The sequence below is a fragment of the Armatimonas sp. genome, from assembly GCF_031410135.1.
Lineage (GTDB): Bacteria > Armatimonadota > Armatimonadia > Armatimonadales > Armatimonadaceae > Armatimonas.
The window spans coordinates 1-13,418 of the sequence record NZ_JANNYP010000544.1 but is presented as its reverse complement, the minus strand read 5'-3'; the positions used below and the strand labels follow the sequence as shown (position 1 = coordinate 13,418).

Here is a 13,418-nt window from a genome sequence, read left to right as displayed (position 1 = left end):
CAGACGCAGCTCCATGTTGCCGGTTCCCTTAAACTCCTCGAAGATGATGTCGTCCATGCGGCTGCCCGTCTCGACAAGCGCCGTAGCGACAATGGTCAGCGACCCCCCATTTTCAATGTTACGAGCAGCGCCAAAGAAGCGCTTCGGACGGTAGATCGCGGCGGGGTCAAGACCACCTTGGAGGGTACGGCCTGAGGGGTTCACGGTCAAGTTTGAGGCGCGTGCAAATCGAGTGAGCGAGTCGAGCAAGATCACCACATCACGGCCCATCTCAACCAAGCGCTTGGCACGCTCCAGAGTGAGATCCGCCACCCGCATGTGGTTGTCGGGCAGCTCATCGAAGGGTGAGGCAATCACTTCACCACGGACGGAGCGCCGCATGTCGGTCACTTCCTCCGGGCGCTCATCAACCAGCAGCACCATCAGATGAATGTCCGGGTGATTAATGGCCACCGAGTTGGCGATCTGCTTGAGGAGAATCGTCTTACCCGCTTTGGGAGGCGCGACAATCAGACCGCGCTGGCCTTTACCAATGGGCGAGACTAAGTCCATGAAGCGCATGGAGATGCTCTTCGGATCTAGCTCCAGCGTAATTCTTGAGTCGGGGAAGATGGGGGTGAGCTCATCGAAGTTAGGCCGCATACGTGCGACATCGGGGTCAAAGCCGTTGATCTTCTCCACCCGCAGGAGCCCAAAGAACTTTTCGGTGTCTTTGGGAGGACGTACGAAACCAAGCACCTGATCGCCCGTTTTGAGGGCGAAGCGCTTGATCTGTGCCTGGGCAACATAGATATCATCGTTGCTAGCGACCAGATTGTGCCGCCGAAGGAAGCCGTAACCCTCGCTGTGGAGCTCCAGAATCCCCTCACCCGTCAGCGGTTCTTCACCATTGAGGGTTGCCTCATCAAGATCGCGCAGGTCGCTCCCTGGCCCTAGGCTAGCTCCACTACTGCGCCGAGGCGGAGGGGCGCTGTAGTTGTTATTGCCGCCGCTATTGCCACTGCCACGGGCGGGGCGCATGCTATGGCCCGGACGATCACGGCGCTCGGGACGCTCCGAGCGCTCGGGACGATCTGGGCGCTCCGAGCGAGGCGGGGGCAGAGGCTCTGCAACGCGCTCAGGGAGATCGGCGACAAGCTCTAGCGCCTCTTGCTGAGTAAGAGGTGGCGGTGCACTGCTCTGAAGCAAGCGTCGGCGACGCGAGGGGGGTGCAGGAGGAGGGAGTGCCGAGGAGCCTAAGAGGGCTTCCGCAGCCGCGACAAGCTCGGGAGCGGGAGTAAGGGGGAGAGTGGGGGGGGGAGAAGGGACAGAGACAGGAGCCTCCGTAGCGGATGCTACAGGTGTGCTTTCAGTGGAGCTAGTTACATCAGCGGAGCTGGTCACAGGCTCGGTACTATCAGTGTCAGCGGGCGTGGTCAAACGGCGTCTGGGCATGCGGACTTTCCGGGAGGGCGAAGTAATCGGCGAGAGAAACGACGAAACGCGCTGAATGCGTGAAGAAGGGCTCGCCGGGGAGAGTTGAAATCGGAAGTAAACCACAAACTTTGAGGTTACTCCAAGAACAGTATATCACGTATTTTATTGGGGGCAACCGCTCTTGTATTGTTTTCGGTAAAGTCAGAGAAGATCCCTAGATTTTCTGCAAAAAATAGCCCCGTTCTCACGATTGGTAAGAATGGGGCTATGTTCTATGCCCTTGCAGGCGGGACATTGGGCTGTTGTAGCGGCTCCGGGAGCTGAGGTGGTGTCATTACGGTAGGCTGCGTCTCCGTACCGGTCTTCACCCGAATCCGGCGCGGCTTGCCAAGGGGCTCCAGCGCAAGATCTAGCACATCACGCACCGAGTCCACAAAGTGGAAGGCCATGCCCTTGCGCAGCTCAGCAGGAATGTCTTCCTCCAGATCCTTGCGGTTGCGGGCAGGCAAGATCACGGTGGTGACCCCCGAGCGCTTGGCCGCTAGGACTTTCTCTTTCACTCCCCCGACTGGCAAGACACGCCCGGTGAGAGTCACTTCACCCGTCATCGCCAAGCGCGGCTTTACCCGTCGCCCCGTCAGCAGGCTTGCAATCACGGTGGTCATGGTAACCCCCGCCGACGGCCCATCTTTTGGGGTAGCGCCTGCCGGGACATGGATGTGGATCTCCGTCTCACTCCAGAAATTTGCGGCAATCCCCAGCTCGTTGGCATGGGCACGGATGTAGCTCAGCGCCGCTTTTGCAGACTCCTGCATCACATCGCCAAGCTGCCCGGTAAGCTGGAGAGTTTTGGCTCCCTCCATCTTCTGGGCCTCTATGTAGATCACATCGCCGCCTACAGGAGTCCATACGAGGCCAACAGCGACGCCGGGGACACTGGTGCGATCGTCAAGCTCCTCAAACTCGTAGCGGGGTGCCCCGAGAAACTCCGCGACCTTACCTCGATCTACGACTAGCGGCTCAGTACGGCCTTCGGCAAAGAGACGCGTGACCTTACGGCAGATCGCCGCGACCTGGCGCTCCATGCTCCGCACTCCCGCCTCACGGGTATGTCCCTGCACCAGAGCCGTCAGAGCATCGTCGGTGATCGTCACCTGCTCCGCCGTGAGACCGTGCTCCCCGAGCTGTTTGGGCACCAGATGCTGGCGAGCAATCGCCACTTTCTCCTGCTCCGTGTAGCCCGTCAGCTCGATAATCTCCATGCGATCCCGGAGTGGCCCCTGGATAGTGTCCAGGCTATTTGCCGTGGTCAAGAAGAGCACATTGGAGAGATCAAAGGGCGTGTCGAGGTAGTTATCCCGAAACGTGACGTTTTGCTCTGGATCTAGCGCCTCCAAAAGCGCCGAGCTCGGATCGCCCCGATGGTCGTGGGCCAGCTTATCAATCTCATCGAGCAGAAAGACCGGGTTGTTGGTGCCAGCCCGCTTCAGCCCCGTGACAATCTGCCCTGCCATTGCCCCGATATAGGTGCGCCGGTGGCCCCGAATCTCGGCCTCATCACGGACACCGCCTAGCGAGAGACGGTAGAACTCGCGGCCCATGGCTCGGGCAATGCTACGGCCAAGGCTCGTCTTGCCCACACCGGGAGGCCCGACAAAACAGAGAATCGGCTGGCGTACGGGCTCGCCACGCTCCAGCTTGATCTTACGCACCGCCAAAAACTCCAGCAGGCGGTCTTTGATCTTGTCGAGGCCGTAGTGGTCGGCATCCAGAACCTCTTTTACGTGCGAGATATCGAGGTTGTCTTCGGTAGACTTTGCCCACGGGAGGCTCGCCATCAGGTCCAGATACGTTCGGGCGACCGTGTACTCGGGGGCACCAAAGGCCATGCGGCTCATGCGCTCCAGCTCCCGGTCGGCCTCTTTTCGGGCCTCGATGGGAATTTGTGCCGCATCGAGGCGCTCACGGAGCTCGTCGACATCGCGACCGCGCTCGTCCCCCTCGCCTAGCTCTTTGTGGATTGCCTTGAGCTGCTCACGCAGGTAGTAGTCGCGCTGGGCCTTACCCATCTCACTGGCGGCTTGGCTATGAATATTGGCCCCCAGCTCCATGATCTGCGACTCACGTACCAGATAGGAGTGCAGGGTCTGCATGCGCTCGATCAGCGGGAGCGTCTCCAGAATCTGCATCTTCTCTGTCGTGGAGAGATGGGCATGGGCGGCGATCATATCGGTCATGGTCCAGACCGGTGTTACTTGCTCGATCTCCTTGAAGTGATCGGGCATGTCATTGCTGAGCTCGACGATCTTCCCAAACGTGGCGGCCAGCTCACGCCGGAGGGCCTCCACTTGTACTTTTTCTTCGTCATCTAACACCACGGCATCGTCAATGAGCGTGATCTTAGCTCGCAGATACGGCTCTTCCTGAACAACCTGCTGGATCTGGAAGCGCTGGATTCCCTGTACCAGAAGCTGGGTATTGTCACGGTTGCGGTTCATCATCCGAATGGTGACGACGACCCCCGTGGGATAGACATCCTTTGCGCCTGGTAGCTCCGTGGTCGGCTCGCGCTGGGTAACAATGCCAATCATGCGGTTGCCATCGCGCACGGAGTCGGAGATCAGGCGGATGTAGGGATCACGCCCGACCACAATCGGGGCCACGAGAACCGGAAAGATCACGGCATCACGCAGCGGGAGCAGGTTTAGCTCCTCGGGGATTGGCGGGGTCTCTTGTGTCTCGGTATTGAGCTGGTCAAAGACATTTTCCAGCTCATCGGCCAGGTTTTCGGTGTTCTCTTCCATTTTCTTTGTTACTCCTTACTACTCCATCTCAATCGGAATCGTCCGAGTCGGCAAGGGTGCAGATTTTCGCTCGGGCAGTCGGATTGTCAGAAAGCCATTTTTCAGTGTCGCCGTGATCCCATCTCGATCCGCAATAAAGTCCTCGGGCACCTCGAACGTGCGCTCAAAGGGGCCAAAGTAGATCTCTAGCTGGTGACAGAGAATCTTCTCTTCACTGCTCCCCTCCCCGCGTGAGCCGGAGACGGTCAGGTGCCGCCCATCGCCAGAGAGCATCACGGAGAGAGTCTCGGTGGTGGCTCCTGCGACCTCTAGTTTAATAACGAGAGAGTCGCCGGTTTCGTGAATATCGGCAGCGGGTTGCCAGAACCGGGAGATTCCTCCCTGGTTGTCGAGAAAGGCCCGTAGTGCTTCTTCTGTAAATCTTGTCATGGCTTCAGTTCTTTATACATCCTAATTTACTTGAGCGTTCCAGACTCATATAATATCATGAAATATTTTTATAAAAAGAAAAAGCCGGGAGAGACACTCCCGGCTTTCTGAATGTTTCTCCGTCGTACTAGGTTCCCCGACCTGGGTTCTGGATCGCTCCCGTGGCGGCCCCCACCAGAGTCTCTAGTGGCCCCTGCGTCGTCACTCCAAAGGTCTGTAAGTCTGCAATGGCTCGCTCGATCTCTTCCGGTGTTCCCGAGAGCAAGACCTCGGCGACTCCACCTTCTTCTGAGAGAATCGCCCGCCGGATGGTCAGCGAGATGCGAAATCGTCGCGCGATTGTCCCTAGGATCGGGGTGTCCATCATCTCGCGGTTAAATGTTAGGTTGTAAACGGCACTGCCTGTCATATCGGACTATTGTACCCTAATCCTCACGCGGAATAAAGTAGCGGCACTTTTGCCTCTCCCCGCGCTTCAGCGCACGACCCGGGTACCCTCTGGGTGCGGCTTCGCGAAGAAGGTGCAGAGTTATGCTTGCCTTGCATTACCATAAATCCCTCTTCGCAGTGAAGAATGAGCGATCAGCCGGAGAGGGTCACGAGCAGTGCGAGTGGGGAGAGGTTTAATCCTCACGCGGAATAAAGTAGCGGCAGTCCTCGGGGCCTAAACAAGCGGGGACTTGTGTCCAGCGCCCGGTGCGGTAGTTGCGTGGGTCGGTGAGGCGCACGACACAGGCGAGCACAGCATGCGAGCAGTCTCTACAGCTTCCCTTTTCAGAGAGCAGGCACTTGATCGCCAGTGCCCGTCGGGGAGCCTTCTCGACGGCATCGGGGCTGAGTGGCGGATCGGTGCGTGGCGGGTCGGGGGTGATGGGAGTCTCTGTACGTGCAATAAGCCGTAGCACCCCCACTTTATAGAGCTCTGCAGGCGTGTCCGGCAGGCCCTCAGGAACGTAGTGCGCATCGCCGCGCAGCAAGTCCCCCAGCGCAATCTCGCGGTTCTGCATGGTCGCCGGGCCAATCGCCACCGTGAAGGTTTTGCCAACGGGCGGCTCTGCCCCTTCGGTTGTTGTCCCCTCCAGCGTGAGGATATACCCCGGACAGCTCGCCTCGGTGGTCTCCTCGAACTTGGTCAGGACGAGCCGAGGGCGCAACGAGATCACCCTTCCCCAAAAACGAATCGGCGCAGACATGCACTATTGTACCGCCCCGGTTAGAGCGGGGCGTCAACGAGCGTCGCAGGCTCCGCTGGGAAGTCCCTTCGGGCCATAAAATATTTCTGGTTGTATTTATCAGATTTCGGGGGAGTCAACCGTTCTATAGGTGTGAAATCTACTCGTCGTAATCGTAGCGAAATTGCTCTCCATATAATCTGGACAACCTGGAAGCGTATGCCTTTATTGGCAGATGAGACACTGGAGCGTTGTGTCTGGCGTACGATTCAGGCTGAGGCTGAGAAATACCACTGTACGGTTCTTGCCATCGGGGGAATGCCGGATCATGTTCATGTGGTTCTCATTCTATCTCCCACCATTACCGTTGCTAAGTTGCTCAACCAGCTCAAGGGAGTTTCATCTTCCGTGGCACGTGAGCACCTCGGGACAGATTCATTTTTTGGTTGAACCAATGGCTATGCGGTTTTTTCCCTCAGTCGGCCACACTGCAAAGAAGCTATTGCCTACGTGCTACGTCAGAAAGAGCACCATGCCAACCAGAATCTTTGGGAGCACTGGAAATGGACACCACCACCCGTTAGCGTAAAGCCTCATGGCCCGAAGGGACTTCCCAGCGGAGCCTGCGACGCTCGTTGACGCCCCGCTCTAACCGGGGCGATCAAGCAAGCACCCACTCCACGGCGGCGTCTAAATTTTCTACCGCCACAGTAGGTATGGGGTAAAAGCCCTCAGCAGTCTTGGTCTGGCCACTGAGGACGAGCACAAAGGCAACTCCAGCGGCGTGGGCGGCTTGGGCATCGGTGGGGGTGTCGCCGATAAAGACCGACTGGGTGAGATCAATTCCATGTTCCTGTGCCGCCTGGAGCAGCATTCCCGGCTTGGGCTTGCGACAGGCGCAGTCTTCGGACTTCAGGTGTGGGCAGTAGTAGACCGCGTCCAGAGCGACTTCAGCACGGAGCTTTGCGGTGACCGCGTCTAAGTCCGCCTGCGTCATCAGGCCCTTAGCAACTCCTTGCTGATTGGAGATCAGAACCGTCAGAAAGCCCGCGTCCCGTAGCTTCTGGACACTCGCCCCGACGCCAGGAAGTAGCACCAATTCGTCGGGGGTCTTGGCGTAGTCATTGGGCAGGTAGGCATTGAGTACGCCATCGCGATCCAGAAAGACGGCTCGCCTCACGCGCTTAAGATCCCTTTGATGCGATCCCGAAGCACGGAAAACAAAATATGGCAGAGGATCATGTGGATATCTTCCACAAGCTGCATGTTTCGCAGATCCGCTACCAGCGCATGATCGGCAAGCTCCGCGAGCTTTCCGCCACCGTAGCCACAGAGCCCGATACTGATTGCCCCCACTTCCTGAGCCACTTTCACCGCCTCTAAGACATTGGGGGAGTTGCCCGAGCCGGAGATTGCGATCAGGATATCGTCTTTACGCAGCCAGGTACGTGCCTGTCCCGCAAAGACATTGGAAAAGTCCGTGTCGTTGGCCCAGGCCAGCAGGAGCGCCGGGGAGTCGGTGAGGGAGACGACCTCAAAGGGCTTGCCACCGTCCAGCCAGATATTTTTCTGAAAGTCACAGACCATGTGGGTACTGGTGGCTCCTGAGCCGCCGTTGCCGCAGAAAACCAAGCGACGGTTGTTCTGCCAGCAGTCAAAGAGCAAATCGGCAACAAGGCTCACTTGCTCGGTGCTAATCTGTGTCAGAAGCATCGTCAGCTTACTTATATAGTCAGCCACATACGCCGGTGTGCCGTGGCCCGTGTCGGGAAGAATATCACTCATTATTTTATGATACCGCGTCAAAAACCAGTATTTATCCAAGGTTAGGCACCTGAGGGTAATTTGGAAGGAATACCGAGAATAAACACGGGGATCTCAGAACTGATGAATTTTAAGAATTTGAAACAACAATATACGCATCCTAGACGTCGGCAGGCGGGCTTCACTTTTCCGGAGGTCTTCCTCTCCATGGTGGTGCTGACCGCCATGCTGATGCTTGTTGGCGCGATGGTTCCCCTCATGGTTCGCTCCGTGCGCTATGCCAGTGACTTCAATCAAGCCCAGTCCCTCGCCATGCACAAAGTTGCCCAGCTCCAAGAAGCAGGCTACGAAAATATCGAGGGCATTCGGCTGAACCAAAACGCACTGGATATTATTGACGGTACAAACAATGCGCCTCAAGACAATGTTAACGGGGATAAAAGTGCCACTCTGGAGTTTACTGTCACCGACAATGTCTGGCGCTACTTCCCGGGTGGAACGACATCCTCGGGTGCTCAGGATACGGGCAACCCCACCCGCCCGCGTGGCTACATCTTCATCTCCCCCTACACACCCAGTGCCCTCACTAGCGGCGGTGTGACACGCTACAACCTGATCCAAGCCACCGTGGTCGTTCAGTGGTGGGGCTGGGGATCGCGCAACCAAATGCATAACTACTCAACGACAGCACTACTTTCTCGGACACCGGTTGAATAACCATGAACAAGTACTTTTTTCAAAACATAAACCGTCAAAAAAGGCTCTTTGGCAAGAAGTCTGGCTTCACCTTAACCGAAGTCGGAATTGCCTCAGCCCTCATGGCACTGATCTTTACGGCTGCCTTTCAGCTCTTTTTAGCCGCAAACCGTGGTGTCTTAAAAATGCGTGACACTCTTTCAGCAAACCGCGAGGCGAGCCGTGCTCAGCAGTTTATCGCCTTGGAGCTCACGGAAGCGTATGGGGTTGTCCTTCCCTCAGACACCACCACCACCAACAACCTCACCTGGAACACCAGCAAGCTAGGGGCTGTTGCCAACTACCGCGTCTCCAACCCCGGAGAGGCTGGCTGGGCGAGCACACTGGATACAGGTGTCTATATTGAAGTGCCTGCGGCTGGCAGTGCCAGCATCCAGGGCAACTCCGCCACACTTGCGCTTTCGGGCTCCAGTATCCCGATGGATCGAAGTGCGACGAGTATTACCAATACGACTCTGATCTACCGTGGTAACCGCAATGGGACGACAAACCCGGCGGAAGGGACGTGCCTCTGGCTCTGGCGCTACAACAACGGTGCTCAGGGTGAGCAGCGCATGATCACAGATCAGATCTCGACAGCTTGGAACGCGGTGTCTTTTGTGCGTACCCCAGGCTCCCGCCGAAGTATTGTCATCAAGATTGTCTGCGGTCAGACCAACTATCCCCATGGGGAGCAGACTAGTGATAGCACGGATGGCACCACCAAGGTCAACCGCATCTCAGGACGAGCGGTCTACATGGCGAACTCGTCGCTGGCAAGCTCGGTGACCATTACCTACCCAACGAGTACGTTGTTGATACCACAGCCCAATAATGCCACCCCGATCCCGACGCCCGTTCCCACGGCTTTGCCAACGGCAACACCTGTCCCTACTCCGACAGCAGTCCCCACCGCGACTCCGGTACCCACTCCGGTGCCGACATCAACGCCCGTCCCGACAGCCTCGCCTGTGCCCACAGCAACACCAAGGCCAACGGCAACACCCGTGCCCACGGCAACGCCTGTGCCCACAGCAACCCCCAGACCGACAGCAGTTCCAACAGCTACTCCGGTACCGACGCCCTCACCAACGCCAACACCACGACCAACCCCGATCCCCATTGGTTAGTTTCTAAGGAGCTATGATCATGAAGAAAAGACGAATCAAAAATACACCTCCAGAGTCCGGGATCGCCATGGTTGGCACACTCCTCGTGCTCTTAGGAGTCACTGCGCTGATTGTCGTAGGAACACTTCGCAATAGCGACACGACCGAGCGCAGTGGTAGCGGTAGTGTCAGCGAAGAGTCGGGCAACGAGATGGCCCAGGTGATGCGCCGTGGGAACTACTACCAGGCACAGTCACTCTCAGAGAGCGGTATCCGTATGGCAATTCAGTGGCTGGTAGACCAGTCCACGACACCGAACAACACCACAGCCTTTGCCCCGTCCAGTAGCGCGGCTTTTTATGGAGCAGCCACCCAGACAAATAACTGGAGCATGCTCAGCTTTAACCTTGGCCCTGATGGAAATCAGCTCAGTGGGGCTGGTCAGGTTGAGGGACAAATTTGGGTTAAGTTCTACCCCTATACGTCGAATGCGACCAGTGGACGAAAGATGTTCGCCATCGAGAGCGAGGGGCGCGTCGGTGGAAGAACCTACCTGAGCCGTGTCTTTGTGCGCCAGAATACCTTTGCGAAGTTCGCCTACTTCAGCGATGTCTGCCCGACATCGTGGTGGGTGACGGGTCTAGCACGCTTTCAGGGGCCGGTACACATCAACGGTGTTGACAGCACGGGACTTGCCATTGATAGCGCAGCACGCATGAATATCATCTGGCGCAATGGAGGTACCAAGTCGCAACGTCGTCTCTTTACCTACACAGATACGGACTACTTCACCACGGCAATGCCAGCCAGCCAGCTCTTGTTCTATCGCACCGATGGCAACACCACTTGGTCAGAAACCCCAAGCACGACGAGTAGTAACTGGGACTGGATCACCGCTGCGAACCGTCCACCACTGGGAAATCAGCCCATTATCAAGCCCCCTACCGCCACCACCGATCAGCGCAATGCCGCGCTTGGCTCGGGGACGGTTCCAACGGCTCCTGTGGGTGTTGCGATCCCGGGTGTGGGAGTACCGAGTGCGGGAATCTACGTTAAAGGCGATGTTCGCGACTTCAATCTCAAGGTAGGGTCGGCCAACACCACCCAAGTGCTAGAGCTGATGCAGTACAATGCTACCAGCCAGAATGATATCTGGACTACAGTCACGATGGATCCCGTCGCTAACACCACGGTTCTGCTTGTTAAAGAACGCTCAAACACCACCAATACCTGGGACATTAGCACGGCAACGGGCACCTGGTCTACCACTACCAATACGAACTACACTGGCATTCCGAATGGAGTCGTCTATGTAGATGGAAATATCGGAGAGCAGACGGGGCTGCGACGTGGTGGGCTGGCGGGAATTATGGCCAATAACGTTGTCACATCAGGGACTCTCACTAGATCCTGGGCCATGAATATCGTCACAGAGCAAACCAAGTCTATCAATATCAACGGGGGAATTATTTACCAGAACCTGATAAGCAATAGCTCCAATACCGCCAACTATCTCTCAACAGCCGCAGCCGCAGATGCAGTAACCAGTGGAACACTCGGAATTATTGCGGGCAGTATGCAGATCGTGGACAAGGATGATAATGGTAATGCCCTTACCAATGTCTCCGTTCATGGAGCCTGTATGGCCTACAATACTTTTAATGCAACCAATGCAACAACACGTACGATTGGAGTCTTCAACTTAATTGGTGGCTATATTGTCAAGGTGAATGGCACTTTCGGAACATCGCTTCCCAATGGCACACAAGAAAATGGCTTTGTGATCAACCGTAACTTTGATCAGCGCCTGGCAGAGAGCCCTCCGCCCTTCTTTCTTGCCACGGAGCGTAGCTACATGATCGTTTCGTACCAGCGTGCCGTTAGCTCACTCAACTAGCGGCGGGCGTTCAAGATCACTTTGGTGCCATCGCGCTCTAGCTGAAGGGGAAGCTCCTGCATGCTAGAGAGCGCGTGGCGCACAGAGGCCTGACGGTCGGGGGGGCAGAAGAGAAGCAGAAAGCCTCCCCCACCAGCACCTGCCACTTTTCCCCCAATAGCGCCTGCGTCCAGCGCGGCCTCGTAGTAGGCATTGATACTCGTGTTGGAGATCGCGGTGGCAAGCTGTTTCTTATGCCGCCACCCCGCATCCATCACTCGGCCAATTCGGTTGAGGTTGCCATCTATCAGCGCATTGTGGACTTCGTCGGCCTGTGCCTTCATCTTATCCAGAGTGGCGCGTTTGTCTTCGATATTGTCTCTTTGCTCGGAAAGGATCTTATCGGCTTTCCGAGTGATCCCCGTGTAGAAGAGCATCAGCCCCTCACTAAAGCGGCGTTTCTGCTCCTCAGGCATGGCGATCCAGCTCACCTTGACAGTCCCATCGGCCTGAAAGTCAATCCGGCGCAGACCGCCGTAGGCCGCAATGTACTGATCCTGCTTGCCGATGGGCTTGCCCAGGATATCAATCTCGATCTCACAGGCTTCGCGTGCGAGCTGCCCCGGCGTCACCAGCATCCCCTTAAACGTGTAGAGAGCATGGAGCAGTGCCACAGTCACGGAAGACGACGACCCGAGGCCAGAGCCTTCCGAGGGAATGTCCGCCATGGTGGCAATCTCGATCCCGTAGTGCACCCCAACTTTTTTCATCGCCTCACGAACCAGCTCGTGCTCGATATCCTCTACACTCTCGACGAGCTCCGTGCGGGAGTAGCCGATTCGAATACTCTTATCAAAGCGGTCTTTGATAATGACATAGATGTACTTATCAATCGCCGTGGAGACGACGCAGCCGCCATCACGCTCGTAGTAGTCGGGAAAGTCTGTCCCGCCACCGGCAAACGAGATACGCAGGGGGGTTTGTACAATAATCATCGCAATCTTTCTCCTTCACCGATAACGGCTCCCACCGGCACCACCACTCCCGGCCCGACGATCACGCCGCGCCCCAGAATAGCCCCCTGCACTTGTGCCCCCGTGCCGATCTGACAACCTTCCCACAAAATGCTCTCCGATAACTGAGCCTTCTCGGCAATCTGGCAGCCTTCCCCCACAACATTGCGCCCTAGGAGAGTCGCCTCGGGGGAAACGTGTGCTTGGGCATGAACACTAGGCTCACCGCGCTCTAACAAATCCCAGTTGGCCTGTCGGTAGTTCGCTGGCGTGCCTGTGTCGCGGAGATAGCCCCCCAGAGGCAAGGCAATGATGCGGCCTGGCATCTGCTCCAGCAACTTAGGAAAGATATCGTTGCCAAAGTCACAGGCAACCCCTTCGGGGATGTGCTCCAGTACCTCTGGCTCCAGGATATAGACGCCCGCATTGGCTGTGTTGGTAAAGACCTCGCTTGCATTTGGCTTCTCCTGAAAGCGCGTGACGCATCCCTCGGAGTCCGTCACGACCAGGCCGCAGGCAGTCGGGTTGGGGGTCTCAAAGGTCGCGATAGTCGCCAAGGCGTTTTTCGCTCTATGCGCAGCCAGTAGCGGTGCGATCTCAAAGTCGTAGAGATTGTCGCCGTAGAGCACGATAAAGGTCGTGTCCAGAAAGCCCGCCAGACGCTTTACACCGCCTGCGGTGCCCAAGAGCTGCGTCTCGTTTGAGTAGACCAGAGAGTCGCCGAAGTGAGCCCGGATCGCCTCGGGCTTGTGGTAGAGATTTACCGCGATCTGAGAGATACCTTGTGTCTGGAGTAGCGCCACGGTGCGCACTAGGAGCGGGGTGTGGGCAACTGGCACCATGGGCTTAGGCAGAGTGAGAGTCAGGGGGCGCAGGCGTGTGCCTTCCCCCGCGGCAAGAATCATGGCTTTCATCGTGAGCATTCCTAGTAACCATACCAGGCATCTGTATTTTCGGCAGGTAGAGGGCATTGGCTGTAGAATATTTCTCAGGAGAAACAAACCGTGCCCATTCCCTTTTTCGTAGCCCCCGCTCTGATTGCGGTGGCCCCTGTGTTTTATGATGAGAAAGCCGTCGCGCTTCTCACCGAGGTCGCTGCC

General features: G+C 57.0%; 13 protein-coding genes. 4 read left to right on the top strand and 9 right to left on the bottom strand.

Going from position 1 to position 13,418, the window contains the following annotated elements; genetic code table 11:
- From rho to RMO15_RS20170, 5 genes are all read right to left on the bottom strand, one after another.
- The coding region (gene rho, locus RMO15_RS20190) for a transcription termination factor Rho (protein WP_309716078.1) at positions 1-1,434 on the bottom strand (1,434 nt) is incomplete at its 3' end.
- Between the two features lie 254 nt (positions 1,435-1,688).
- The gene (gene lon / locus RMO15_RS20185; protein WP_309716075.1) at positions 1,689-4,220 is read right to left on the bottom strand and encodes an endopeptidase La; all 2,532 of its coding nucleotides are present in this window, start codon (positions 4,218-4,220) and stop codon (positions 1,689-1,691) included.
- 18 nt (positions 4,221-4,238) lie between these two features.
- Positions 4,239-4,649, bottom strand: coding sequence for an Hsp20/alpha crystallin family protein (locus RMO15_RS20180; protein WP_309716072.1), 411 nt, complete (start codon positions 4,647-4,649; stop codon positions 4,239-4,241).
- 127 nt (positions 4,650-4,776) lie between these two features.
- Positions 4,777-5,058, bottom strand: coding sequence for an NIL domain-containing protein (locus tag RMO15_RS20175; RefSeq protein WP_309716069.1), 282 nt, complete (start codon positions 5,056-5,058; stop codon positions 4,777-4,779).
- 214 nt (positions 5,059-5,272) lie between these two features.
- On the bottom strand, positions 5,273-5,842 hold the full coding sequence (locus RMO15_RS20170) for a hypothetical protein (protein WP_309716066.1): 570 nt from the start codon (positions 5,840-5,842) through the stop codon (positions 5,273-5,275).
- A gap of 132 nt (positions 5,843-5,974) precedes the next feature.
- On the opposite strand from RMO15_RS20170, the gene tnpA reads away from it, so the two are divergent.
- Positions 5,975-6,271: an IS200/IS605 family transposase gene (gene tnpA, locus RMO15_RS20165; RefSeq protein WP_309716063.1), complete on the top strand. Its 297-nt coding sequence runs from the start codon at positions 5,975-5,977 to the stop codon at positions 6,269-6,271.
- A 211-nt stretch (positions 6,272-6,482) separates the two neighbouring features.
- Here the strand turns inward: tnpA and RMO15_RS20160 are convergent, their stop codons facing one another.
- Positions 6,483-7,001, bottom strand: coding sequence for an HAD family hydrolase (locus RMO15_RS20160; RefSeq protein ID WP_309716060.1), 519 nt, complete (start codon positions 6,999-7,001; stop codon positions 6,483-6,485).
- Complete coding sequence (locus RMO15_RS20155; RefSeq protein ID WP_309716056.1) at positions 6,998-7,606, bottom strand: SIS domain-containing protein; 609 nt, start codon at positions 7,604-7,606, stop codon at positions 6,998-7,000. Before RMO15_RS20155 ends, RMO15_RS20160 begins: the two co-directional genes overlap by 4 nt.
- 117 nt (positions 7,607-7,723) lie before the next feature.
- Between RMO15_RS20155 and RMO15_RS20150 the strand changes: the two genes are divergently transcribed.
- The 3 genes from RMO15_RS20150 to RMO15_RS20140 are packed head-to-tail and all read left to right on the top strand — an operon-like array spanning position 7,724 to position 11,326.
- Entirely contained in the window at positions 7,724-8,302 is a 579-nt protein-coding gene (locus tag RMO15_RS20150; RefSeq protein WP_309716053.1) for a hypothetical protein, read from the top strand.
- A 2-nt stretch (positions 8,303-8,304) separates the two neighbouring features.
- Entirely contained in the window at positions 8,305-9,450 is a 1,146-nt protein-coding gene (locus RMO15_RS20145; RefSeq protein WP_309716050.1) for a hypothetical protein, read from the top strand.
- A gap of 19 nt (positions 9,451-9,469) precedes the next feature.
- Positions 9,470-11,326 carry a hypothetical protein gene (locus tag RMO15_RS20140; protein WP_309716046.1) on the top strand — a complete coding sequence of 619 codons (1,857 nt, stop codon included), beginning with the start codon at positions 9,470-9,472 and terminating at the stop codon, positions 11,324-11,326.
- Here RMO15_RS20140 and RMO15_RS20135 read toward each other — a convergent pair.
- A complete protein-coding gene (locus tag RMO15_RS20135; RefSeq protein WP_309716044.1) occupies positions 11,323-12,300 on the bottom strand; it encodes a hypothetical protein in 978 nt (325 codons plus the stop codon). The genes RMO15_RS20140 and RMO15_RS20135 overlap by 4 nt on opposite strands.
- Entirely contained in the window at positions 12,297-13,232 is a 936-nt protein-coding gene (locus RMO15_RS20130) for an NDP-sugar synthase (RefSeq protein ID WP_309716041.1), read from the bottom strand. The genes RMO15_RS20135 and RMO15_RS20130 overlap by 4 nt, the downstream gene beginning before the upstream one ends.
- Positions 13,233-13,418 lie beyond the last annotated feature (186 nt).